Origin of the sequence: Enhygromyxa salina (assembly GCF_002994615.1) — a bacterium.
In the GTDB taxonomy this organism is placed as follows: Bacteria; Myxococcota_A; Polyangia; order Nannocystales; family Nannocystaceae; genus Plesiocystis; species Plesiocystis salina_A.
On sequence record NZ_PVNK01000269.1, the window covers coordinates 56,527 to 81,310 of the forward strand.

20 protein-coding genes are annotated in these 24,784 nt (G+C 66.1%); 6 read left to right on the top strand and 14 right to left on the bottom strand.

Features of this window, described 5'->3' with window-relative positions; genetic code table 11:
- Positions 1-15: 15 nt before the first annotated feature.
- From ENSA5_RS31280 to ENSA5_RS31305, 6 genes are all read right to left on the bottom strand, one after another.
- Positions 16-1,449, bottom strand: a complete 1,434-nt coding sequence (locus ENSA5_RS31280) for a hypothetical protein (RefSeq protein WP_106395383.1) — start codon at positions 1,447-1,449, stop codon at positions 16-18.
- A 30-nt stretch (positions 1,450-1,479) separates the two neighbouring features.
- The gene (locus ENSA5_RS31285) at positions 1,480-2,079 is read right to left on the bottom strand and encodes a tail fiber protein (protein ID WP_219906899.1); all 600 of its coding nucleotides are present in this window, start codon (positions 2,077-2,079) and stop codon (positions 1,480-1,482) included.
- Positions 2,080-2,120: 41 nt separating this feature from the next.
- Positions 2,121-5,012 carry a hypothetical protein gene (locus ENSA5_RS38595; RefSeq protein WP_106395385.1) on the bottom strand — a complete coding sequence of 964 codons (2,892 nt, stop codon included), beginning with the start codon at positions 5,010-5,012 and terminating at the stop codon, positions 2,121-2,123.
- Between the two features lie 76 nt (positions 5,013-5,088).
- Positions 5,089-5,706, bottom strand: coding sequence for a hypothetical protein (locus ENSA5_RS31295; protein ID WP_106395386.1), 618 nt, complete (start codon positions 5,704-5,706; stop codon positions 5,089-5,091).
- 77 nt (positions 5,707-5,783) lie between these two features.
- Positions 5,784-6,401 carry a hypothetical protein gene (locus ENSA5_RS31300; RefSeq protein ID WP_106395387.1) on the bottom strand — a complete coding sequence of 206 codons (618 nt, stop codon included), beginning with the start codon at positions 6,399-6,401 and terminating at the stop codon, positions 5,784-5,786.
- 684 nt (positions 6,402-7,085) lie between these two features.
- On the bottom strand, positions 7,086-7,373 hold the full coding sequence (locus tag ENSA5_RS31305; RefSeq protein ID WP_106395388.1) for a hypothetical protein: 288 nt from the start codon (positions 7,371-7,373) through the stop codon (positions 7,086-7,088).
- Positions 7,374-7,947: 574 nt separating this feature from the next.
- Between ENSA5_RS31305 and ENSA5_RS31315 the strand changes: the two genes are divergently transcribed.
- Positions 7,948-8,598: an HAD-IA family hydrolase gene (locus ENSA5_RS31315; protein ID WP_181198348.1), complete on the top strand. Its 651-nt coding sequence runs from the start codon at positions 7,948-7,950 to the stop codon at positions 8,596-8,598.
- Between the two features lie 13 nt (positions 8,599-8,611).
- Here ENSA5_RS31315 and ENSA5_RS31320 read toward each other — a convergent pair whose 3' ends face one another.
- From ENSA5_RS31320 to ENSA5_RS31335, 4 genes are all read right to left on the bottom strand, one after another.
- Complete coding sequence (locus tag ENSA5_RS31320; protein WP_106395391.1) at positions 8,612-9,001, bottom strand: translation initiation factor; 390 nt, start codon at positions 8,999-9,001, stop codon at positions 8,612-8,614.
- A gap of 13 nt (positions 9,002-9,014) precedes the next feature.
- Positions 9,015-11,105, bottom strand: coding sequence for a hypothetical protein (locus tag ENSA5_RS31325; protein WP_106395392.1), 2,091 nt, complete (start codon positions 11,103-11,105; stop codon positions 9,015-9,017).
- A 25-nt stretch (positions 11,106-11,130) separates the two neighbouring features.
- Positions 11,131-13,011 carry a SpoIVB peptidase S55 domain-containing protein gene (locus ENSA5_RS31330; protein WP_181198349.1) on the bottom strand — a complete coding sequence of 627 codons (1,881 nt, stop codon included), beginning with the start codon at positions 13,009-13,011 and terminating at the stop codon, positions 11,131-11,133.
- Between the two features lie 106 nt (positions 13,012-13,117).
- Positions 13,118-13,696: a thioredoxin family protein gene (locus ENSA5_RS31335; RefSeq protein WP_181198350.1), complete on the bottom strand. Its 579-nt coding sequence runs from the start codon at positions 13,694-13,696 to the stop codon at positions 13,118-13,120.
- 1,043 nt (positions 13,697-14,739) lie between these two features.
- On the opposite strand from ENSA5_RS31335, the gene ENSA5_RS36565 reads away from it, so the two are divergent.
- On the top strand, positions 14,740-15,144 hold the full coding sequence (locus ENSA5_RS36565; RefSeq protein WP_146156311.1) for a hypothetical protein: 405 nt from the start codon (positions 14,740-14,742) through the stop codon (positions 15,142-15,144).
- Positions 15,145-15,265: 121 nt separating this feature from the next.
- Here ENSA5_RS36565 and ENSA5_RS38600 read toward each other — a convergent pair whose 3' ends face one another.
- Positions 15,266-15,376 (bottom strand): transposase domain-containing protein, encoded by a 111-nt coding sequence (locus ENSA5_RS38600; RefSeq protein WP_181198351.1) that lies wholly within the window; start codon positions 15,374-15,376, stop codon positions 15,266-15,268.
- A 65-nt stretch (positions 15,377-15,441) separates the two neighbouring features.
- Here ENSA5_RS38600 and ENSA5_RS36570 point away from each other — a divergent pair, with 65 nt between their 5' ends.
- The 4 genes from ENSA5_RS36570 to ENSA5_RS31355 all read left to right on the top strand — a co-directional run bounded on the left by ENSA5_RS36570 (position 15,442) and on the right by ENSA5_RS31355 (position 21,146).
- Entirely contained in the window at positions 15,442-17,160 is a 1,719-nt protein-coding gene (locus tag ENSA5_RS36570) for an RHS repeat domain-containing protein (protein WP_146156312.1), read from the top strand.
- Entirely contained in the window at positions 17,120-17,458 is a 339-nt protein-coding gene (locus ENSA5_RS38605) for a hypothetical protein (RefSeq protein WP_181198352.1), read from the top strand. Before ENSA5_RS36570 ends, ENSA5_RS38605 begins: the two co-directional genes overlap by 41 nt.
- Positions 17,459-17,880: 422 nt before the next feature.
- Positions 17,881-20,850 carry an RHS repeat domain-containing protein gene (locus ENSA5_RS31350; RefSeq protein ID WP_181198353.1) on the top strand — a complete coding sequence of 990 codons (2,970 nt, stop codon included), beginning with the start codon at positions 17,881-17,883 and terminating at the stop codon, positions 20,848-20,850.
- Complete coding sequence (locus ENSA5_RS31355) at positions 20,847-21,146, top strand: DUF3349 domain-containing protein (protein WP_106395397.1); 300 nt, start codon at positions 20,847-20,849, stop codon at positions 21,144-21,146. The genes ENSA5_RS31350 and ENSA5_RS31355 overlap by 4 nt, the downstream gene beginning before the upstream one ends.
- 919 nt (positions 21,147-22,065) lie before the next feature.
- On the opposite strand, the gene nadC is transcribed toward ENSA5_RS31355, so the two are convergent.
- The 3 genes from nadC to mrtZ are packed head-to-tail and all read right to left on the bottom strand — an operon-like array spanning position 22,066 to position 24,552.
- Positions 22,066-22,932, bottom strand: a complete 867-nt coding sequence (gene nadC, locus ENSA5_RS31360; protein WP_258183076.1) for a carboxylating nicotinate-nucleotide diphosphorylase — start codon at positions 22,930-22,932, stop codon at positions 22,066-22,068.
- On the bottom strand, positions 22,916-23,692 hold the full coding sequence (locus ENSA5_RS31365; protein WP_181198354.1) for an HAD family hydrolase: 777 nt from the start codon (positions 23,690-23,692) through the stop codon (positions 22,916-22,918). The genes nadC and ENSA5_RS31365 overlap by 17 nt, the downstream gene beginning before the upstream one ends.
- On the bottom strand, positions 23,689-24,552 hold the full coding sequence (mrtZ, locus tag ENSA5_RS31370; RefSeq protein ID WP_146156314.1) for a myxosortase MrtZ: 864 nt from the start codon (positions 24,550-24,552) through the stop codon (positions 23,689-23,691). Before mrtZ ends, ENSA5_RS31365 begins: the two co-directional genes overlap by 4 nt.
- Positions 24,553-24,784: the final 232 nt, after the last annotated feature.

Sequence of the window (24,784 nt, forward strand, 5' to 3'; positions counted from 1 at the left end):
GTGGGTTCAGGGCGCTCACCAGCTCGTCTTGGGAGCTGGCTTTGCGACGGTGTCGTTGAACAAGAAGGCGACGCCCTGAAAGTCGAAGTCGGGCAGATCAATGTGGCAAAGCACCCCATGGTCGAAGCCATTGGCGGCGCCGGTCACATCTATCTTGATTTTGACGTCTGGGTCGGTGGGGGCCGGCGGGGAGCGCTTGTCGTTGAGCGCTTTCACTGCCAGCATCTCCTTGGAGTAGGTGGTCAGCACGAGCGGCAAGAAGTAGTTGTACAAGCTGAAGCTGGTCTTGGTGCTGCTTGGCTGACACAGCAGCGTCTTGTAGTCGCCATTTTCGTCGTAGACCAGATCGAACTTGATGCGGTAGTCTGCGCCCAGAGCCCAATCCAGCGTCACAATCGAGCCCTGAACCTTGCTCGCGGGGGGCAGCGCCTTGACCGGATAGGTGACGATCCTGCCCGCGTTGCCCTTGAACAGCTGCGTGACGGCCACGTCCTGGACCGGCGAGACTTCGTTCAAGGTGATCGGGGCGTTGTCCACCGGGTGGGTAGAGAGCGGCGGAATCGTAGGCGGGGTCCCAACCTGGTCGAGCCTCGACCGGCCGCCATTCATGCCATCACAGTTGAACACATAGCCCCCCGGCGCGGCGATGATGCTCGCGTCTTGAATGCTCATGCCACCCGAGGGCACCAGCTGGATCTGTACTTGATTCTCACCCGGCAGCTGTGGCGACTTTTGCAGGCGCTTGACGCTGCCGAGGTGATCCAGGCAGATCTCCACACCCCAGGTGATCCCGTCGAGATCGAAGATGCCTGCGCCGTCGTAGTTGACGCGCTGCTGCTCGTTCCCGGGGCCCTTGGCGCCAGCGACCGTGTGCTCGACATCGCCGATGAGCAGGCCGCCGGGGTTGGCATTTTGCGCGATGAAGTCGATCCCCGACTTCAGCTCTTTCATGACCACGCGCGCGCCAGTGTGACCCTGGCTAGCGACACCACCCTTTTGGATCAACGTGAAGTTGTAGACCTCCTTGACCGCGTTGGGATCGATCGTCGGCGGACTGCCAACCGCGGGCGCAGACACCCCCAAAATCGAGCCAAAGCCAAACACCCAGTCCGACCACTGGTCGTCGCTGACTGTGCGCTGCAGGATCTCGATCGCTAGCTGGACATCCTCCATGGGATACGCGCCTTGGCTGCCGCGAAAGAAGAACTCCGGGGCCAACAGCACTTTCAAGGTGGTCCCCGGCGCCTCGGGGGGAGAGCTCGGGAGGAGGTTGTCCCGCGCGGTCTGCATCGCGCGGAGCATGAGCTCACAGCGGGCCTGAACATCCAATTGGTTCGACGCCAGGCCCGGGTAGGTTCCCTGAACCATGACGTCGTTGACGTTCCACTTCACGTTGGCGGGAGAGGTGTCGATCTGGTAGGCGATGAATTGAACTTGGGTGTAGGGCATGGGCCGTTTCCTGATCTGCAGCGAGTCGACTCACCGAGGCACGGCGAGTACGCCCGAGGTGAACTTGATGATGTAGTTCACATAAATGTTGGAGGGCCGGGTCTCGTTCTTGCTCACCTTGACGTCCCCGGGCGGCGTCAGGCTGCTGGTCGGACCCCCCGTGGTCAGCGTCTTCGTGCCCGGCGGCACGCTGGCTGTGGTCCCGGGATCGGCGGGCGCGGCAGCGCTGTTGGCTGCCAGATAGGTGTGCTCGTGCGTCTGCACCGCGAACGCCTGAATCGAGCCGACACCATCATTGTTGCTTGTGCCACCGGCCGGGTCCGTGCGCATGTCGGCGTCCTTGTCGACTCCGGCCCCGGCGTCGGTGCCTCGCAGGAAATAGCCGCGGTAGTCAGGGATGCGGAAGCTCGCGCCGCTTCCACCATAGAGATACCCCAGCGCGACGAACAGCTCTGGATACATGTTGGTGCTCAGCGAGCGCCCATCACACAGCATCCAGCCCCAAGCCTCGAGCGGATTGGTGACATACTCCCCGGTCTCGCCGCCGGCTGGGGGGCTGGCCGTGGCGGGGTTCGGTGGGCCGAGTTGGCCGGCAAACGCCATCACCGCGCCAACCGGCGAGTCACCCAATCCACTCGGCGCAAAGCAAGGAGGGCTGCAAAGCGGATCTATCATGTTGCCCCCAGGGAGCCCGCGCCCGGTGTGACGACGAGCGACTCGTCGAGCACTTGCATCGCCGTCGGCACCACGAGCTCCCAGGTCGGCCCAACTTCGCGCTCGGGCTTGGGGTTGCGCGCGGCGTGCTCGAGGTCGTTGACCAGGGCCAGATCGTCCTCTAGCACAGGAACGAGGCGGTCAATGCCGTCCCACAGCATGCCAGACGAAAACCCGTAGAGAAACGCCATCACTCGGGCGGGCTGCACGGGTAGCAGGATCCGCGCCTGGTCGGCCTGCAAGAAGCTGGTAAACAGCGGATCTTCTTCGCCATCGGGCGTCGCCGACACCGCCACGTCCTCGCGGGCTCCGGCGTGCGGGCTGACGTGGAAGCTGTAGGCCATCTCTGTCCATTCGAGCGACTCGTCGAGGAACTGAACATAGCGGGGTTCATCGACGATCCCCGGGGATGGTGGCGAGCCCCAAGCGTTAGCGTCCTGGCCCCCGGTCGCCCTGGCCATGTGCTCTAGCAGCAGGCGCTTGCAGGCGTTCTCGAGCTCGCGCTGCTCGGTCTGCCGATTGGCAAGGGGCGAGCGGGTCGCCTGCTGGCGTGGCCCACCGGGCCCAAAATCGCTGTAATATTGCGCGTCCAGCTGTTGGAAGGATGTCATCATTGCCCGGTAGATCCCGATGCGCCATTCGTCCATCGCGCGCACGCTTGGCTCGCACTCGACCTCCACGTTGACCAGCACCTGGACGGCCGTGGGTGGCGACGAGCTCAGCTCCACGCCCATCACCGAGACCGGTAGCGTGGAGTCCTCGCCGTAGGGCCGCAGTGGCGCGCTCGAGTTGCTCGAGTTGAAGGTTTGACGCCCGACCAACACGATCGGCTCTGGCAGTCCCGCGGGGATCGACACGCAGCTGACGAACGCGTTGACGGCACAATAGCCGCTGGGCACCGCGATCTGCTGCTCCTCACCGCCGCGCAAGGTGGCCGTTACGTACTTGCGCACCAGCGGTGGCGGCTCGAGCTCTGTTACGCCATAACGGGCCCCGAGCTGCGCGTAGTTGTCCGGGGTGATGTCCTTGAACGAGGCGACGCCGAGGTCCGCGGGCGGCAGCGGTCGCGCCAGCTTCTGTCCGGTCAGGGCGGTCTCCTGCGCGATGTAGCGGGCCGCCGGGCGCCGGACCAGGAATTCCATCATCAGGCGGTTGCCATAGTTGATGACCTCGGCCTCGTAGACCTTGTTGAGCCAGCGAAACACCGCGCGCATGCTGGTCTGGCCGGAGGTGTTGTCGATCACGCTGGTGACCAAGTCCTCGACTTGGTTCATGGTGCTGGTGGTCCGCAGCGTGCCGATCTTGCGGCGAATCCGACTGACCGTCTGCTTGAGGATCTCGCGGGCGAAGCGGGTGACGTCGTCCTGACCTGGGTTGGGCCCTTGGGTGGTCGTGCGGGTCCAGCTGCCGTTGAGCGTGGTCAGCGTTGGCGGGCCGTAGCTGGTCTGAAAGTCCGCGTAATTGTTGGCGACCGCCTTCTCGGCGATCATCTTGCGGGTCTCTTCGAACAGGCTGCTGCGCTCGTCGGCGTCGTCGCTCTGGAGCAGCTGCTCTTCGCTGCCCCGGTGCTCTTGCACCTCGACGCGCCGCTGGACGTGTCGCCTCGAGATCTCCTTGCGTTCGCCACGCATGACATTCTCGATTCGCGCGATCTCGCCGGGGGCATAGCGGACCAAGCGCTGTCGCACCATCTGCAGGTCACCAATTGCATATGGCTCGATCCACCCGGTGTCGCTCCCGCGCGGGGGTGAGCTGTGTTGGCTCGTGGCGGGCGGCAGCGGGAAGATGCTGGCAGGCAGGAGCACCTTGGCGTCGGCGAGCTCCACGATCTGGTCTGGCGTCAGCTCGCTGGGTACCCATGCGTTCTCGGGGTCGAGCGTCACGGCCAGATCAATCACGTGCGCCAGCCAGATCGACTGAGCCAGGTCATTGAGCAGGGCCCAGTCGTAGCCGAGGGTCACGACCAGCGCGAAGTAGCTCTGCCAGATTCGGTCAATGTCGAGCTGGTACTGCGCGCTGGTGAAGTAGCGAGGCGGCGCGCCGTACCGCTCGAGCAGCGACGCGAGCTCGGTCGCGCACACAAGCGGCGATAGCTGTGCCTGCTGCTGGATTCGCTCCGCGAGGCTGGCGAAGTCACGCACCGGTCCGCTGAGGCTGCGCAGGCTGCTGACGAACATCCCCACGTAGGGCGGATCGCCGTCGATGAAGCGCACGGCCAGGGACTCGGCCATATAGCGGCCCTGCTGTCGAGCGATGACGAGATCGTCATAAAAGCTGGAGGATGGCGGGCTGCTCGCCCGGTACTGGATGAAGCCGTAGCGCAGGTCCTCGTCGCTCACCCGCGGCCAGCGTCGCACATACACATAGTTGAACAGATCGTCCGAATTGGTCGAGATGATCGGTAGCGGGCTGCCGGACTCAGTCGGGTCCTCGGCTGCCGGATTCGGTGGACCGGGTGGATTGGGCTGGTCCGATGGATCGGGTGGGTTGGGGGGCCAGGGCGCGACCGATCCGCGGCTCGGGCACGCCACCATCAAACCCTCGAAATGATAGATCTCTGCCGCACCAAAGTGGATGTCAGCGAAGATGCCCGTGTTGTCGACTCCGTCGATGTGTACGTGAGCTCGCTGGGCGAGGAAGCCGCGCACGCGTCGGCCCGAGCGAAACTTGATCTCGAACTGCGTAGGCCGGGCCTCGTTGATGGTGATGAGATGCTCGTCCTGGGGGTCTTGCTCATAGTAGATCTTGGCCACTGAAGGGACGCCGTCACTCGGATTGCGGCTAATGGTAATGTCGAAGACCAGTTGCCCGTCCTGACCCTTCCAGATCCTATTTGCCATCTCGTTCATATTGTTGATGCTGTGGGCTGTTGGGTGCAAGTCGGTGGCCGTCTGCCCCGCGAGCGGGAGCAGACGGCCAACGTCGTCAGCCCATGACCACGTTCTCGAGGTTGAACTGAAACGGCGAGGAGTCGCGGCCGGGGCCGCCGCCGGTCAGCACGATGTCGGCGCTGGCGATACCGAGGAGCGACAGCTCGGTGTTCACACTGGAGATGATCGCCGAGTTCATCACCTTGCCCTCGACCACCTGCGAGGCCACGCCGATCCAGATCGTGGGCTTGAACTGGAACAAGGCCTTTTGCTGCGGGGCGACCGAGGTCTTGGTCGCGAGCAGATTGCCGTCCTTGTAGATGTTGGCGTTGATCGCCCCCTTCGGCAGGGCGTTGAGCACCTGCACCTCGGTCGAGCTGGTGCCCGAGCCGGACGCAACCAGCCGGTCGCCGGAGGTCGTGAGGCTCATGCTGAACAGCTGGCCGTTTTGCGCGGGCAGCTGCGGGGTGTAGTTGCCGTAGCTGTCGCTCGCCGCGACCGTCATTTCCATCGGGAAGGTGAAGGGATGGTTGTCGCCCTGCCCGCAGTAGCGGATGACCTTCCAGGCCACGGCCAGCTCGTCGAAGTTGGTCGCCACGTTCTTCTGGAAAATGACGATCTCCGAGTTGTTGGCGTCGTTTGAGTTGTTGATGAAGTTTAGCTGAATGTCCACGTTTGTTCTCCTTTTGTCGAATGAAACACACCTGCCGACGCCTGGCCGCTGCCGTGCGCTGGCGGATCTCTATTAGGTCAAGCCAACCGCATGTTCTCCAGAGTAAAGACGTAGGGCGCCGCATCCGAGCCCGACCCGCCCCCCGTCATCACGATGTCGGCGCTCGTGAAGCCGGCCAGCGGCAGCTCGGTGTTGTCGCTAGCGATCACGGCGGAGGTCACGGCCTCGGACTGCATGATCTGCGAAGCCACGGAGATCCACAGCGTTGGCTTGAACTGGAACACGACCTTTTGCCCGGGGGCGACCGCGGTCTTGCGCGCCATGAGCAGGCCTGCTTTGTAGATGTTGACGTTCACGGAGCCCCGCGGCAGCGCGTTGATGACCTGAATCTCGGCGGAGGAATCCGAGTTCGTCGCGGACCCGAGGCGCCGCCCCGAGGGGGTGGGGGTCACCTTGACCTGCTGACCGTTGGCGACCCTCACCCGTGGAGAATGGTTGCCATATTCGTCGCTGGTGGACACTTCGTAGTCAGTTGGATACACCAGCGGGTGGTAGCAGTCGCGACCGCAATAACGGATGACCTTCCATGCCAGGGGGAGTTCGTCGATGCTGGCTAGGATGTTTCGCTGAAACAGCACGACCTCGGCTTGATGCCCACCGCTAGACCGGTTGATGAATTTGAGTCGAATGTCCATGATGTGGCTTTGGGGTCGCTGGCGAGCCGTCTTCGCTATGCAGGCTCCATATATGGGCTTGCTCGGCGGTGCGGGGGTACTTCTATATCGTTAATATTTTTATAGTTCAAGGCGGCCTGCTGAAAACGGGCTATGGGTAATCGTGCGTGCTCTGCCAGTTCGTGCAGTCGGGCGGGGGTGGTAAGATGCTGGTCTCACTATTTGGGTGTTGGGTGCTCCGTTGCAGTATGGAGGCCGTTCGGGGTGTTGGCTTCACGCCAATCGCTGGCGTTGCTGTTCCCAGATTGATTGTGGTGGCGTGGGTGGTGTGTCTGTCTGAACGTCGTGGGGGCGCTGTTTGGGATGGTTTGCAGAGCATGTCGAACGTGTCGAATCGAATTCGTAACTATTGTCGCGACCAATACGATTTCACCGATGGCGAGCGGGGAGTGAGCTGTTGAGACCAAGGCACCGATGGCTGGCCGCTTCCAACCGCTAGTCGAGGTCTGGAGGACGCCCGGCCTGCGAGAAACTTCGACGAACTCGGGAGTCGGTCGGGAGATCTCTTCTCGAGGTCGCAGCACACCGCTGGCGCGCAGGGCCTCAGCTGTTGTCGCGACCAGGACGAGCTGTCGCGCGGTCGATGTTCACCCTGCTAGCGGGCGGGGCGGCAGCACATGCGCCGGTTGGCCACCAAAGGTGGGGTCAACGATTGTGCGGATCAGCAGGGTAGGGAGCGGCGGCGGCCTGCTCGGCCTGCTCGGCCTGCTCGGCCTGCTTGGCCTGCGCGCCCTGGTAGCGATCACGAAGCTGCGCTGGCGTGAGATCTGCTCGCTCGAGCTGAGCGAGGTCCTCGTCGAGCACCAGCAGATACTCGGGGTCGCGCGGATGGTAGAGCGCGATCGCAACGGTCTGCGCGTCGTCCACAAACAGCGGTGGCGTCTGCTTGGCGCCGACGAAGTGTTTCCAGCCCCGCTCGGAGTCGCGGATCACGAAGTGGTAGGTAGGTCCGCCCGCCGGTGTCGGCGCCGTTGACGATCTGCCGATCCTCGCCGATCAGATCCAGCAGCGCCTCGCGGGGATCATCGAACACGGCGGCGGCCTGCTCGGGCCGACGATCGCGACGGGCTCTTGGCCGTCTTCGAGGAGGTCTGGGCGATCGAGAGCGACCTCGCGGGCTGCCAGACGCCCTCTGCCAAGCTCGAGCCGGTCGAGCCGGGTTGCCGAGCGTAGTGACGGGCCGCCGCCGGCTGCTCGAGGGCCGGCTGCTGCAGGTGAAGGGGCAGCGCTGGAGCGAGGTTGTGCATGGTCGCGTCGCCCATCTCGCGCGCCTGAGCTCCGAGCAGCTCGGCGCGCTGCTGCAGGTCGAGCGGGGGCCTTGCGGTCGGATCCGAGGTCCACATCTGGCCCGAGGGGACGGAGCGCGTCTGCGATGCGGTCGACGCCGCCAGCCGAAGCGTCGAGCACGTCGCCACCTCGGGGTGCGGAGCTGCTAGGAAATCGGCCAGCTACAGGGGTCAAAAGGGCTGATCTCGGCAGGCCGGTAGAGCCTGCTAGGGTCTCCGCGATGATCCCGATCGCCGGCCCGGACACGGCGCTGTTGCTCGACGCCGCCGGGACGCTGCTGCATCCCGCTGTCCCCGTACCCGAGACCTACGCTCGGCTCACGGCTGAACACGGTCGCGAGGTCACGCCCACCGTCGTTAGCGAGCGCTTCGGCGAGATCATGAAGCGCGCGGCCCCGCTGCGCCGAGACGCCCCGGACTGGCGACCGTTTTGGCGAGTCGTCGTCGCGCACTGCACGGGCAGCGACGACCCTGCTCTGCTCGACGCGTTGATCGATCACTACCGCCAGGCCGAGGCGTGGACGGTGGCGGCGGGCGCGGCTGTGTGTTGCGAGCGCGTCCGGGCCCGCGGGATGAAGGTCGTGGTCGTCTCGAATTGGGACATCCACCTGCGGCCGTTGCTGACCAGCCTCGAAGTCCACGCCTTCATCGATGCGATCCTCGTGTCGGCCGAGGAGCGGCTCGAGAAGCCGGATCCGCGCATGTTCTCGCGGGCGTGCGCGCGCGTTGGTGTCGCGCCGGGGGCAGCCGTGCATGTCGGGGATGATCCCGATGATGACGTCGCAGGGGCCGAGGCGGCGGGGTGCGCCGCGCTCTTGTTCGGTCGGGACGTCGCCGACTTCGGCGAGCTCGCCCGCGTGCTGATGCCCTGAGCTCGGCCCTGGCTCAGTTGCCGAGAACCACCCGGGCAGCGCCCGCGGCCCGCAGCCAGCTCGCTACCCGGCCGTGGTCCCCCGTGCCCGCCACGAGCACGGCCCCGTCCACCCGTCCGCTGCAGCCGAGCTCGCGCTTGAGTCGGGTCAGGAGCGCGGGGATCAGGTCAGGATCGAGACCCTCGACGCAGGTGACGGTCTTGCCGCCCTGGCCGCGCTTTTGCCGACGAACGACGAGGCGCCCGCTCAGATCGGGCGTTACCGACGGTTCGCTCGGGGCTTCGTCGATCGGACTCGGCGCGGGCTCCCCCGCGGGCGCGTCGGGGATCAGCGCGCTCAGGCCCGCGAAGGGGTTGGAGGTCAGCGGCGCGGTGTCGGCCGTGATCTTCGGGCGCTTGGCCATGAGCAGCAGGCCCTCAGCCGCCGACCTTGATCGCTACCGTCTCGAGGTTGCCGCGCGCGTCGCGAGCCCGCACGACCACGCGGTGCGGCCCGGGCCCGAGGTCGTCGGGCAGCGCGAGCTCGAATTTCTCGCTGCTCGAGTCGAACAGCCCGTCGCTCGCGCTCGCGGCCCGAAAGTCGGCGCCGTCGATCGAGAACGCGACGTCGTGGACGTAGCTGCCCTGATCCTTGGCGACCCCGGTCACGCGCCCGCCCGCGTGGGTCACGTTGGACAGCGTCGGCCGCGAGCGGTCGATCACGAAGGGCGCCGACACGAGCTCGTCGCGGCGCGCGGACCCGGCTCCGTTGCTGGGCTCGTCGGTCGCGATCACGCGGACTTCGTAGATCCCGTCGGCGAGGGTGTCGAGGTCGAGCTTGGTCTCGCTCTTCGCCAGGGGCCCCGCGGTGTTGAGCTTGACCCACTCGTCGTCGCCCCCGCCCGCGGCCCGGACGTGGGCGTCGTAGAGCAGGCTGTCGCCGTCGCGGGCGTCGACGGTCCACTTGATAGCGATGTCGGCGTCGGGCTCGGAGTCGTCGTCGGACCCGAAGCTCTGGCTGCTGATTTCGATCTTGTCGATCAGCGGCGGGAGGTTCTCGGGCGCGTAGAAGGCGGTGATCGAGCGCAGCGAGGCGTCGGCGTCGGCGAGCTTGACCTCGACCTGCATGTAGCGTCGGCGGGGGATGTCGGCCGCGCCGCGGAGCTCGTCGTTGTCGCGGGCGAGCTTGACGGGCTTCCACGCGCTCCAGCGATCGTCGACCTCGCTCGTGGGCCCCGTGCGCACGCGCAGCTCGAGCTTGCCCTCACCGCGGAGGGCGAAGCTGCCGTAGCGCGCGGGGTGTTCGGCGTCGAGGACCTCGGACACCCAGCGGGCGGTCTTGGCCGGCGTTTGAGACAGGGCGTAGACGGCCGCGCCGTCGCTCGCGGTTGCGAGCACGTCGCCCGCGTCGGTCAGGCACATGCTCGTGGCCTGGCGCTCCTCGAGGTCGGCGACGACCGAGACATCTCGGCGCCCGCGCGCGCGGTAGATCTTGCCGCCCTCGGAGCTGGCCGCGAGGACCGTGCCGCTGTCGTCGAGCGCGAGCAGATCGATGAAGTACTGCGACTTCTTGGCGAACCACTTGTCCCAGGCCGCGTCCTGGGTCCGGAGCAGGTCGCGCTTTTGGCCGAGGTCCACGGCCCAGAGCTCGGCGTCGGCGTTGGCGCGCGAGCGGGTCGTGTTGTTGTCTGTCGGCTTCTCGCCGGTCAGGCTCGAGCGGCTGAGCTGCTTGGTCAGGGCGACCCGGCTCGACACGCTGCGCTCTTCGAACTCGTTGACGGCCGCGACCAGCCAGGTCCCCGACAGCGCGAGCGCGCGGACCTCGTCGCCCTGGAATTCGTGGAGCAGCACGCCCTCGAGCTCGCTGTCGACCTTGTAGAGCCGCGACTTGGGCGAGGTCCCGACCAGGATCTCGTCGCCGATCGTGAGGACCGAGAGGATGTCCTTCTCGGGCACGTCGAGCACGATCTTGGCGTTCTTGCCGTCGGTCCCGAGCGACCACAGCGCGCCCTTGGGCCCGGTCCCGATCAGGAGCTTGCCCTTGTGCGGGACGATCGCCCAGATCTGGCCGACGTCGGGCAGCTCGGCGAAGTCGCTGACCTCGCCCTTCTTGCTCACCCGGACCAGCTTGCCGCCGGGCAGCACGGCGGCGATCAGATCGCCCCCGGGCAGCCGAGTCATCGCGCTGACGACCACGCCCTCGAGCTCGACGAGCTGCTTGGCCGCCGGGGTGCCGCCGCGCAGATCGACCGCCTGGATCGTGGCCTTGTCGGCGGTCCCGACCCAGGCCTGCTTGCCGTCGGTCAGGCACGAGAACGCCGAGCTGTGCTCGAGCTCGGCGCGCTCGCTCGCGTAGCCCCGGGTGATCGTGCCGCTTCGCTCGATCGCCGCGCCCTCGACCTCGCCGTCGTCGAACGCGTCGAAGTCGTCGAGCTCGTGGGTCTTGGTGCCGCCGGCCCAGGCCCAGCTCGAGGCCAGGACGAGGGACACGCAGAGCAAGGAATTGGGCAGCCAGTTGGACATGGTCATCAGCGAAAACAGTCGGACGCGGCAGTCAGATGGACTTGGCGGGCAGGACGTTGAGCTCCAAGCTCGCGTCGCCCTGGATGATCGAGTCGGTCCGGATCATCCGGCGCGCGGCCTGCTTGAAGTGCACGGCCTGGCGGTTGCTGCCCCCGGGGCTGAGCGTCTGGAGCACGCTCTCGGGCAGCGCCTCGACCAGGCCGTGCTCGGTCGCGAGGCCCTCGCCGGGGCGGTAGATCGTCCCGACCATGCTCCGGGCCGGGTAGCTGGCCGCGAGGTTGTCGAGCAGATCGTCGAGGTTGCCGGGCAGCGGGGCGTAGGGCGTGACCCACTCGCCGCCGCCGAGCTCGAACACGACCCGCTCGCCGCCCGCGTCCTTGGGGATGCGCACGGTGATTTTTTCGGTCCGGGACGGGCCGCGCGGGGGCTTGAGATCGACGAGGACCTCGAGCAGGTCGCCGGCCCGGATCTCTTCGTTGGCGACGCGGATCCGCTCGATCTCCTCGACCGGCGCGCCGTAGTGAACCATCGCCTCTTGGTTGATGGACTTGATGCTCGCGATCTCGAATTTGTTGTCGAGCGCGACCATCAGCAGGAGCAGCGCGCGGCTGCGGGCCGCGAGCCCGCGGACGATCCCGCGCGGGTAGTAGCTCTCTTCGTGGAGCTCGATCGTGCGCGGGCCCTTGGAGGTCTCGAGCAGGATCTCGTGGCGGGTCTCGAGCACGACCTCGACCCCGTCGCTGCCGGCCTCCTCGATCGCGTCGAGCATCAAGGTCACGACCAGCGGCGGGGTCAGGACCTCGGAGTCGGCGACGCTGCTGCGGTAGGTCCGGGCGCCGAGCTTGGGGTCGGGGCCCGTGACCGAGGTGACGACCGGGATCATCGGCGTCTGGATGTCGGTCCGCAGGTAGATCGCCGGCTGGCGGTCCTGGATCAGCGTGCCTTGAATGTCGAGCGCGCTCGACAGTTTGACCGAGCGCTCGACGCTGGCGAGGATCGTGTGCACGTGGGCGTTGGCGATCGGGTATTTCGACGGGCCCTCGCCGTACATCGGGTGGCCGAAGGCCAGGACCTTCTCGCTGTTCTTGCCGCCGACCCAGGTCACCGTGCCGTTGGGCGCGGCGCCGTTGTCTCCGGCGATCAGCACGACCGAGACCGAGTCGCCGGGCTTGAACACGTGGCGGGCCGCGCCTTTGGCCGGCTCGCCCGAGGAGGCCGCGGCCTGGTCCGAGGCGTCCGAGGGCTTCGAGCCGCCGCCGCGGACCGGGAGCAGGCCGGTCGCGTCGGCCAGGAATTGGGCGGCGTGGGGGCCGAGCCCGGCGATCGACATCGGCGCGCCGATCGGCTCGAGCCCGCCCGAGGGCATGCCGTTGGGGCCGGGGATCTGCTCGGGCATCTGCCGCGGCGGCAGCGGGCTGGTGTCGAGGGCCAGCATCTGGTCGGCCCAGGCCGCGGAGCCCTCGCGCCCGCTCGCGCGCGCGGTCTTGGTCAGGACCCCGGGCCGGTAGGGCAGGTCGGCGATCTCGATCATGTTCTCGATCGGCGTCATGCCGCCGAGCGGATCTTTGTTGAAGCGGTAGCCGTAGGCCAGGGCCCCGGCGAGCTTGCCCTCGATGTAGATCGGGCTGCCGGACATGCCGCCGACGATGCCCGAGTGCTGCATGCGCGGATCGGGCGAGCGGAACAGGACCGCGTCCTGGCCCGGGAGGTAGTTGCGGACGACGTCGACGACCTCGATCTCGAATTTGTCGGGCGTCTCGCCGTGGAACACGGTCAGGGCGTAGCCCTGCATGCCCGGCTTGATGTCGTCGACCGGGATGATGTTGGGGTCGCCCGTGTGCTTGCCGGGCTTGTCGTCGCCGCCCGCGATCGCGTCGCCGGCCAGCCAGAAGCCGCCGTAGAGCGCGGCCACCGACGCGACGGCGCCCAAACATCGAGAGAGCAAGCGGGACAGACCCGGCCTCACGTGGCGGCGAGCTGGCCTGGAAGCGGGGGGAGAGGCCGGTGGGGTTAGCCGATCAAGACTTGTTGTCATGCTGATCGAGGGCCAGCCGCATGGTCGCGGTGAGGTCTTCTTTTGGGGTGTAGAAGAACCGGTAGCGGTTGGGCCGGTTGGGGTTTTGCAGCTGCTTGTCGATGTTGCCGTCGGAGTCGAGGAACATGACCCGGGGGATGTAGTCGCCGTCGGGGGCGTAGAGCGTGACCTCGGGGTGGGCGTCTTGGTCGACGTGGACCATGACGAACTGCTCGGACAGACGGGCGAGATCGGCGTCGCTGTTGAAGGTGCGCTTGAGCTTCTGGCAGTTGCCGCACCAGGTCGTGTGGACGACCATCATCACGGGCATCTTGGTCTGCTTGGCCTCGGCGAGGCCCTCTTCGAGGCCGCGCCAGGCGATGTCCTCGTTCCAGCCCTCGGCGGGGACCGTGGCCACGCGCTTGGGCGCGCTCGGAGTCTCGCCCGCCGCCTCGGGGCCGTGGCCCTTCACCGCGCGTTCGGGTGGCTCGCAGGCGCTCGACGCGAGCACGAGCGCGCCGAGGCAAAACGCCGAGACCGGCGAGATGCGCCGCCTCGGGGGGTGCTGGGCTGGGGCTCGCAAGGTGCGGGAGGATACCATGGACGCAGGAACGCGCCCCCCCGGTGGGATGATACGGGCGCCTGCGACCGAGCGGAGCCCGCGCTGGAGCGGTGAGGGGGGGAATTGAGGCCGTCAGGCGCACCAGGGGCCGCGTGCCTCGAGCGAGCCGACCGGCGTGAGCTTCGAACCTTGGCAGCGCCTCGCCGCCGTCGAGCAGGCCCGCGCTCGGTTCCCCGCGAACCGCGACACCCTCGAGTCTCTGCGCGGCGCCAGCAGTCTAGCAGCCCGTGGTGCAATGCCTCGTGTCGCCTCGCGCCGGAATTTTCGCCGAGGGCGCGAAGCCAAAACGCCGCTGTACCGGGCGTACTGCAAGTTTTGGCGACAAAGCCCTCGGTGAAAAGGCCAAGCGAGGCGGCGCGAGGCATTGCACCACGGGCTGCTAGGCGAGCTCGAGGGCATCCTGTCCGAGCGCGGCGGCTGGCGAGCAGCGCTGGCGCGTGGAAGAACCGTTCAAACTCGAAGGCCGCAGGGAAAACGCCTGTGGCTCTCCGGCCACGGGAAACCTCACAAGCTTGCGGGCAACCAGATGATGTTGGACCTGCCCCCACACGACTGAACCGCCATCGACGCTGGCTACTCACACAGCTTCGAGAGGTCGGCGATATGATCGAGTTGCCCAAGAAAATGATACGCACTGGAGACATGATCACCCTCTCGCGACATGAAGGTGTCGAGTTTGCGATGTTTACGAACGAAGGTGCTCGACGGCTTGTGCGAGGCGGCGGAACAATTGCCCCATTCAGCGCGGGGCACGCAAAGAAGTGGGCTCAGCAAGGCTGGCGATGGTCCGGTCATACCCATCCGGTCTCCCGAGGGCGTCTCGAGCCATCTTTCTTGGGCGCCAACTCCGATGTCGGTGTTGCTTGGCGGTTCCGACAGTACCGTGGTCAGGAGAACTTTGCAGTTTGGAATCATGACGGTGGGTTCATGCTCTTCACACCTGACTTTGGAAACATCGCGCCGCCGTGGCCTAGCAGCCCAAGCCTACGTTTGAAAGACTAGCAATGCCAAACCTTCTCAAACTCAAGGAGATCGCCAAACGAGAATTCCTCTCTGGCTTGGACGAACACTGCTCGGTCGATGACCTCGATCTTGTTCGCCAGCTAGCGTTTTCCACGGTGGCGCTGCTGGAAGATTCCGTGATGGCACGGAATGATCTCTCCCAGGCTCAACTTCAACGCCTGATCGGCCTGGGACTCGTGACTTCCGCACCACCGGAGAAGACCCGAGCAGTCAAAGAGGTAGCCGAGTGTATTTGGCGGATCGCCGATCCGTCCGTGCTGGCTAGCGACGATTCTCCCTCCCAACGCCATCTCAAAGCAGGGGCCGTCGTTTTCCATGCGCTCGTGCTTGACACCACTAAAGAGGTTCTAGGCGAGTGGTGGCCTAACTGGCGTAGTGTGAGCTGAACCCGCCAAGGGTGAACCGAACCGCAGGCATCGAGAGGTCCGGCGGCAGCGAGTAACGTTCCGGTGAAGCCCACCTTGTGCCGGCGCCAGCTCTCTGGCACCGCGCCGGCCCTCCTCACACTCAGCTCGCGCTCGGAGACCAGTTCGGCGGCAGCAGCTCGTCCACCCGGCTCTGCGGCCAGCCTTCGGCGATCCGCTGCATCACGTCCCGCAGGTACGCCCACGGCTCCACGCCCGCGGTAGCGTTCCGGTGAACCGCACCTGGCCTCGCGCTGACCGCCCAACGATGCTCGTGGCATGCCGGACCCCCATCGCTTGCGAGCGCTCGCCGAGAACCGCTACTGGTCCGAGCTCGAGGCCCGAGAGGCGCTGGATGGCCTCCCGGTCTCCTCCGAACTGAAACTCCTGTGCGACCCCACGGCGAAGAACGACTGGACAGTGCTCGCCAATCACAGCACGATCGCCGCCATGGCGACCGCCGCCGCGCCCTTGCTCGAGCCGACCGTGTACGCGTCGTCGAGCACCCACGACGCGCTCGGCCGGGTTCTGACCGCGATCTCGCCGGACGGATCCGAGGTCGCGTACGGCTACAACGAGCGCGGCGGGCTGAAGGCCGTCGACTGCAAGCACCGCGGCGCGCTGACCTCGACGCCGATCGTCGCCGAGATCCGCTACGACGTCCGTGGCCGACGAGAGTCGATCTCCCACGCCGCCAACTCGACGACCACGACCTACGCATACGACCCGCAAAACTTCCGCCTGCGTTGGATCGAGACCACGCGGACGAGCGACAACGCGAAGCTGCAGGGTCTCCACTATCACTACGACCCGGTCGGCAACGTCGCCGACATCCGCGACGACGCGCAGCAGACGGTCTACTTCCAAAATGCCGTGGTCGAGGCCGCGAACAGCTACGAGTACGACGCGCTGTACCGCCTGGTCGAAGCCACAGGCCGCGAGCACGCCAGCCAGGGCACGGTCCAGCGCAGCTCGACCCAGCTGCCGCCCGACAGCAGCGCGACGCCGATGGCGAACGACCCGAACGCGCTGCGGCGGTACACACAGAGCTACAGCTACGACGCCGTCGGCAACCTCGAGACGGTCGTGCACGCGCCCGCGGGCGGGACCGGGTGGACGCGGCGCTACCAGTATCGGACCGACGGCAACCGACTCGTCGCCACGAGCGCGCCCGGGGACGCAGCGGGCCCGCTGTACTCGAACAGCACGACCTACAGCCACACCTACCCGCACGACGTCCACGGCAATTTCGTCAGCATGCCGCACATGGCGGCGATGGACTGGGACGAGGTCGACCAGCTGCAGCACTGCAAGGTGGGCTCGCAGGAGGTGTACTTCCAGTACGCGGGCGGCCAGCGCATCCGCAAGTACGTCGAGCACGCAGGATCGACGACCGAAGAACGCATCTACCTCGGCTCATTCGAGCTCTACCGCAAGCGAGTCAACGGGACCCTGAAGGAGGAATGGGAGTCGCTGCACGTCAGCGACGACACCGGGCGGATCGTACTGGTCGAGACCCGCACGGTCGACAAAGGCGAGCTCGTGCCGAGTCCCACGGGGATCTGGCGCTTTCAGCTGAGCAATCACTTGGGCTCGGCCGCGACGGAGGTCACGGAGACCGGTGCGGTGATCTCGTACGAGGAGTACCACCCGTATGGGACGAGCGCGTACCGGCTGGTGGACAGCCAGCTCGAGGTGCCGGCGAAGCGTTACCGGTACACGGGGATGGAGCGGGACGAGGAGACGGGGCTCGGGTATCACACGGCGCGGTATATACCCTCGACGGCATCAGGGATCCCGCAGCATGGGCTGAGCTGGGAAAAGCCGGATTTGTCGATGGACAGCTCTACTCGGCTGCGGAGCTTTGGATTATCAAAAGCAACCCGAAACTACTGGCAAAAACGGTTTTTTACCGCGAAGGACGGGTTGTCGCCAACCCATTCTAGGACTTCTTTCAATGAATTTTACTCAAGAAGAAAAGCATCTGCAGCGGGCTGAGACGCTCATCGCCAAATGGGAATGCGCCGACGCGATGGTGTGGAAACACCAGCGCAGCCATCAGGGGATTGTTCTCAGGCTTTCAAAAGAGGAGCAAGAGGGATGCCTGTTGCTATACTTGGGGGATGTGTCCTGGTACACAGGTCCACTGAGGTGGAAGAACGCCGCCCTGGAAGCGACGAGGATTCACTCGGCGGATAGCGACTCGAAGTATTTGTTGAAGGACGAAACTGCGGGACTCGTTGTCCGGTTCGCGGTTCTCGAGGCGCACCAGATGACCGAGAAGTATCCAAAGTAGACGCGCCCGCGCCGCGTCGCCACGTCGCACACCGAGCAGACGACCCACCACATCACCGCGTCGGAGGTCACGGTCGCCCACGACACCAGCGACCCCGACCGGCTTCGTCTCGGCGTCCCGCTGACCTCGAAGTCCTTCGAACTCAAAGGCCTCTCGCTCCCGGAGTCGGGCTTGCTCGCGTTCGACGAACTGAAGGCCGCCTACGACGGCGCGACCGAGGTCGTCTACGACGACGACGACGCGCCGCCGCTCGACACCGTCGAAAAGTGGCTGCTCGGCCACAGCCGCGCTCGGTACTACGCCGACGACTTCGGCGGCATGTTGCCCGAGGGGCAGAGTGGCGTGCGCGCGCGTGTCCATCCGGGTGACTGCGCCCCGAGATGGCGCCCATCGACCGCGAGAGCGGGAGACCATCGGAGGTCATGGCACCCAAGAACTTGCTGGAGGCGAGGCTCGTCCAACTCCGCGATGGCCGATGGACCAAGGCCGACGCCCGCTTGGTCCTCGACGCGGTCGAGCGCAGCGGAGACTCGGTCTGGGCCTTCGCCCGGCTCCACGGCCTCAGCGCAAAGAAGATCTTTTGGTGGCGCAGTCAGCTGGAGAATGACGACCCACCCGCGGACTCGGAGTCGCTTTCGTTCGCGCCCGTGGTCGTGACCGGCCTCGGTCGCGCGCCTGCGGCGGTGATCCGGGTCGGCGCGATCGAGATCGACGTGCACGAGCCCGACAAGGTCAGCGCGCGCTGGCAGGCATCGCTGCTCCGCCTGGCCCTGCGCGCCTGGGACGCCAAGGAGCAGTGTGCTCGGGTGACCTACGATGCCCTGCGGCGGCCCGTCGATAGCTACGTCCAGCCAGCGGTTGGGAGCGAGGTGCTGCTCTCACGCGTGGTCTACGGCGAGCTCCTCGCCAGTCCGCAGGCGACCAATCACCGCGGCCGCGTGTACCGAAGCTACGGCGGCGACGGCGAAGCGACCACGCCCAGCTTCGACTTCAAGGGCCTCCCGGTCTCCTCCGAACTGAAACTCCTGCGCGAGCCCACGGCGAAGAACGACTGGACAGTGCTCGCCAACCAGAGCACGATCGCCGCCATGGCGACCGCCGCTGCGCCCTTGCTCGAGACGACCGTGTACGCGTCGTCGAGCACCCACGACGCGCTCGGCCGGGTCCTGACCGCGATCTCGCCGGACGGCTCCGAGGTCGCGTACGGCTACAACGAGCGCGGCGCGCTGAAGGCCGTCGACTGCAAGCACCGCGGCTCGCTGACCTCGACGCCGATCGTCGCCGAGATCCGCTACGACGTCCGCGGCCGGCGAGAGTCGATCACCCACGCCGCCAACGCGACGACCACGACCTACGCATACGACCCAAAGAACTACCGCCTGCGCGGGATCGAGACCACGCGCACGAGCGACAACGCGAAGCTCCAAGGCCTGCATTATCACTACGACCCGGTCGGCAACGTCACCGACATCCGCGACGACGCGCAGCAGACGGTGTACTTTCAAAACGCCGTCGTCGAGGCCGCGAACGGCTACGAGTACGACGCGCTGTACCGCCTGGTCGAAGCCACAGGCCGCGAGCACGCCAGCCAGGGCACGGTCCAGCGCAGCTCGACCCAGCTGCCGCCAGACAGCAGCGCGACGCCGATGGCGAACGACCCGAACGCGCTGCGGCGGTACACGCAGCGCTACAGCTACGACGCGGTCGGGAACCTCGAGACGGTCATCCACGCGCCCGCGGGCGGGACCGGTTGGACGCGGCGCTACCAGTGCCGGACCGACGGCAACCGCCTCGTCGCCACGAGCGCGCCCGGCGACGCAGCGGGCCCGCTGTACTCGAACAGCACGACCTACAGCCACACTTACCCGCACGACGTCCACAGCAATTTCGTCAGCATGCCGCACATGGCGGCGATGGACTGGGACGAGCTCGACCAGCTGCAGCACTGCAAGGTGGGCTCGCAGGAGGTCTACTTCCAGTACGCGGGCGGCCAGCGCATCCGCAGGTACGTCGAGCACGCAGGATCGACGACCGAAGAACGCATCTACCTCGGCTCATTCGAGCTCTACCGCAAGCGAGTCAACGGGACCCTGAAGGAGGAATGGGAGTCGCTGCACGTTAGCGACGACACCGGGCGGATCGTACTGGTCGAGACCCGCACGGTCGACAAAGGCGAGCTCGTGCCGAGCCCCACGGGGATCTGGCGCTTTCAGCTGAGCAATCACCTTGGCTCTGCGGCGACGGAGGTCACCGAGACCGGTGCGGTGATCTCGTACGAGGAGTACCACCCGTATGGGACGAGCGCGTACCGGCTGGTGGACAGCCAACTCGAGGTGCCGGCGAAGCGTTACCGGTACACGGGGATGGAGCGGGACGAGGAGACGGGGCTCGGGTATCACACGGCGCGGTATTATGCACCGTGGCTGGGTCGGTGGACGGCGGCCGATCCCATCGGCGTCGCGGGCGGCCTCAACGTGTTCGAGTACTCGGCGTCTAGCCCGGTCGTCATGAATGACCCAGCAGGGATGGCGCCGCATCAAGCAGGGGACGTCATCTCCACTGAGGAAGTTGATGCGTGGCGGAAAGACTCTTCGCTCATCCATCCTAACTACAAACCGCTTCACGTTGCAGGAGATGGGTATCTGGTCGTCCCCGTGGATGCGTTCTACGCGATCCCGGGCGGGCAAACCGAGCCAGACCACTTCGCCTGGGGGTGGTCGCCCACGGCAATGGGTGACGTGTGGCGCGGCAAGTACTCGCAACAACTCGAGCGTATCCAAAACGAGCAAGAGACGGCCCAGGCCGCGCAGCGAATCCTCGCCGCCAATCGTGTCCTTGTGCCTGCGGCTACTGTCGAGTTGCTCATCGTCGGGGGGGCCTATATTGCGGCTGGCGCGGGGGCCTCGGGCTGGGCACAGTCCAACCCTGCGATAGTCGCGGAACTCGCGGAAGGGCTTCTGTTTCCGACCGGCACGGAAATAACTGGCGGCGTCGGGTTCGGTGTGGCAGGCTACGCTGCCACAGCCCGATATGGAGGGAAACTCTCTGCCCGATCCATGGTCCCCTCCTCGCAGACGCTTGGTGAGGTGGACCTGAAAATATTTGGCACGGCAGATCGCCTAGCAGCCCGTGGTGCAATGCCTCGCGCCGCCTCGCTTGGCCTTTTCGCCGAGGGCTTTGTCGCCAAAACTTGCAGTACGCCCGGTACAGCGGCGTTTTGGCTTCGCGCCCTCGGCGAACATTCCGGCGCGAGGCGACACGAGGCATTGCACCACGGGCTGCTAGATCAGCTAATCTTGACAACTGACATGAGGTTTGTTCGGGCATTCTACAACAAGTACGGCTACCTGGTGAATGCCCTCGTTTTGCCCCCAGCAAGGCTAGGACAATGACTGAGAACGGACCTCCGTACATTGCGCCCGCCCTCAAAATGCTGCGCCGAGCGTACCCCAACGGCATTCCTGATGTGGACATCTTGCCGATCATGGCTGTGCTGAGTGATGCAGGACTGTCTAATCGGAATGTCGCGGCTGTTCTAGGCCACTATCACGATCGTTCCTATAAGGACTTTTTGTATCAGGCGAGCACTTGCTCACTCGATGAGGATGTGACCGAACTTGCAAAATTCGCGGTTAGGGATCACCTTTCTCGTTTTGGTTATGAAGAGTGGAAATCTGCACTGGACTAATCGGCGCAGCAAGGTCGTGAGCATAGGTGGATGACGCCTGCCGATGACGGCTGCCCGAAGGTCCTGTACCTTCATATCCGTCCACCTTATACAAGTGAGCAGTAAAGAGGTTCTAGGCAAGTGGTGGCCTAACTGGCGTAGTGTGAGCTGAACCCGCCAAGGGTGAACCGAACCGCAGGCATCGAGAGGTACGGCGGCAGCGATGCGACCACGCCTGCCGAGCGCACATATTGCATCTTGAGTCAGGTGCTCAAGACCACCATCGTCGATGCGGGTGCTCGACAGGCGCTGACGACGAGCCTCGGCGAGCCCCTTCGACACTCGCGGCGCAGCCGTGAATCTTGCCGAACTGACGACCACCCATGAGCGGCGCGAATCGGGTGTGTGCCGGATGATCCCTGCCCGAAGGTCTTGTAGCTTCACATCCCAGCGGGAAATTGATGGAAACGAAATTTTCAAAATCTAGTTTTATGGGGCTGGATGACCAAGCACGAAAGGCTCTCTGCGTGGAACTCGGTGCCGCTCTGGCGAGCCGAATGAGGCAGGCTAGTGAGTTTGGCAGTGAAGCGCGAGCATGTGTTGAAGACCTGCGGGCTCTTGGGCATGACCTCTCGTCTTCGACGAGAGCGACGAATTTCAGGCATGGTGTCCGAACTACGAGAACCCAAGCGGTCCGGGTGTCGTCGTGACGTTTTGGGCACCAGACGAGGTGACCGTAGAATGGTCCGCCCAATGAACTGAGATTGGCGAGGTGATTCCCCACGATCCTGCGCGCACCGGCACACTGTCCACATGGGATTATCGCGGTCTGCCCTCGCAGATCCTCGACGCCCGCGGCAACATCACCGAGGTTCGCACGGACGGCATCCTGGGCCAGCTCCGACACCAATTACAACGACGCCGAAACCCCGCCTCTGAACTACCCCACGTCGAACAGCAGCGAGAGATCGACGCTCGGCGCCGAGTGGGTCAGGGCCCCGACGCTCACCAGATCGAGCCCGATCCCCGCCAGCCGCGGCAGCCGGTCGTGGGTGATCCCACCGCTGACCTCGAGCAAGACCCGCCGCTCACCCTTGGGCCCGGCGATGCTCACGGCCTCGCGCAGGGTCTCGTCATCCATGTTGTCGAGCAGCAAGACCTCGGCCCCGGCGGCGAGCGCCTCGCGGAGCTCGTCCAGTGTCTCGACCTCACACTCGACGCGCACGGCGTGCGAGGCGTGCTCGCGGGCGGCCGTGACGGCGGCGCGGACCGAGCCCGCGCAGCGGATGTGGTTCTCTTTGATCAGGACCCCCGCGCCGAGGTCGTTGCGGTGGTTGTGGCCCCCGCCCATCCGCACGGCGTAGCGGTCGAGGGCCCGGAGCCCGGGCATGGTCTTGCGGGTGTCGACCACGCGCAGACCCGGGCCCGCGGCGTCGACGTAGCGGCGGGTCAAGGTCGCGACGGCGCAGGCGCGCCCGAGCAAGTTCAAGGCGGTCCGCTCACCGGCCAGCAGCGCGCGCGCGCGCCCGGCGACGCGCACGAGCTCGGTCCCCGCCTCGACCGCGCTGCCCTCGTCGCGCAAGAGCTCGACGTCGAGCTCGGGATCGATCTGCGCGAAGGTTTGGGCGACGACGGGCCCGCCGCAGAAGGTCAGCGCCTGCTTGGCGATGATGCGCCCGCGCGCCCGGGTTGGCGCCGGTACCGTCAAGCGCGAGGTCATGTCGCCGACGGCGAGATCCTCGGCGAGCGCGACCGCGATGATGCGCTCGATCTCGCCGAGCTCCGTGAGGTCAGTTCGCCCGTTCACGCGTACCCCCTGATGAAGTCGATGATGACGACGGAGCCCGCTCGGGGTCGCCGGCCGCGGCCTCGAGCAGGCCCTGCGCGTGCCACTGCTCCCACCCGATATCCCGACTCTGGGCCCAGTGCTTGAGACGAGGATCGGGGTTGATGACCCGCGGGTGGCCGACGCGCTCGAGCATCGGCAGGTCCGAGTAGCTGTCGGTGTAGAAGTAAGACTGCTCGAGCTCGATCCCGTGGTTTTCGGCGAACGCGAGCCCGGCGAGGAGCTTGCCCGGACCGAAGCAGCTCGGCGGGTGGTACCTGCCGGTCAGCTTGCCCTCGACGAGCTCGAGCTGCGTGCACACGAGGTGGGGGACGTCGAGGATCCGCTGGAGTGGTTCGACCGAGAAGAAGGTTCCGGAGGTCAGGAGCACGAGCAGGTGACCTTGGGCGCGGTGCCACTCGACGCGCTCGCGGCCCTCGACGCAGATCATCGGCTCGATCTCGGCGTGAAACCACGCTCCGACCTCCTTGCACAGCTCGTCGACGGACTGGCCAGCGTAGCCCGACACGACCTCGGCGGTGACCGCTTCGTAGTCGAGCACGCTCATCCGGTACTTGACCAGCCACCAGACCGAGCGCAGCGCGGCGGCGACCGAGATCTTGTCGTTGCGCCACAGATACTCGATCCACTTGCGCGCCGAGTTGCAGGCGATCAGCGTGTGGTCGACGTCGAAGAAAGCCGCGACCGCACCCGCCGAGCGCGTCTGTGCCGTATCACTCACCTTGGCGGGAAGGTACTCGCGAGCAGCACGTCCATCAACAGGTTGGACGCGACGTGAAACAGGGCCGGCGCCCACAGGCTGCCGCTGCGGCGCCACAGCCACGCAAACACCAGGGCCGGAAAGAAGGTCGCGAGCCGGGCGGTGTTGGGCATGGTCACGAGGTGCCCGAGGGCGAACACGACGCTCGACAAGACCGCGGCCCAGCCGAAGGGCACGCCGAACAGCTTCCGGGTCGGCGGCCAGCGTTGCTCCAGCGCGCTCATCAAGTAGCCGCGGTGGAACACCTCCTCGGGCAGCGCGATAGCGAACAGCCCGATCGCTACGGCCTTGACGAAGCCCAGGCCGTAGTTCTCGACCCACTCGGCCGGCACGAAGAGCCCCCGCGGCCAGAACCCGCCAGGGTGGGTGCGGCACTGGCGACCGAGGAAGCGCACGAGGCTGCCGTCGGCCGGGGTCCAGCTCTCGACCGCCAACACGGGGGACAGCAGCGAGAAATCCCCGGGGCAGACCTTCCAGTAAAAACCCCAGGTCAGCAGCGCGAAGGCGGGGAAGATCGCCAGCGCGGCGAACAGGGCCCAGCGCCAGCCGCTGCGTTTCCACCTCGGGATCGGGACGTCGGGCCCGACCTCCCAGCGCTGGGCCAGCTCGGGCCGGTTGCGGAGCAAGTAGCCGGGCAGAAAGTAGAACCCGGCGATCAGCACGACCCCGAGGGACTCGGCGACGACCGGGGGCGCCGGGATCATCCGCAGCAGCGCGTAGCCGCCGTAGAGGCCGACGCATGCGAGCAGCGCCGTCCGAGCCAGCGAACGCGCCTCTTCCGGCGACAGCGCCGGAGGCTCAGGCTTGTCGGGCTCGGACACCAACACGCGATCTACGTGAACTCGGCGCCAGGCGAAAGCCCGGCCAGCCCGCACGCGACTCCTGTGAGGAAGAGCCCCCTTCGAGGGGGTCGCGCGGGTCGACTAGCAGCCCGGGCTGCTAGAGCAGCCTCGCGAGGCGGGAGACGCGACGGCGGAGGTTCTCGAGGCTCTCGTTGAGCAGGTCGATCTGGTCGAGGACCTCGACGTCGGTGGCCAGGGCCTCGACGTCGGC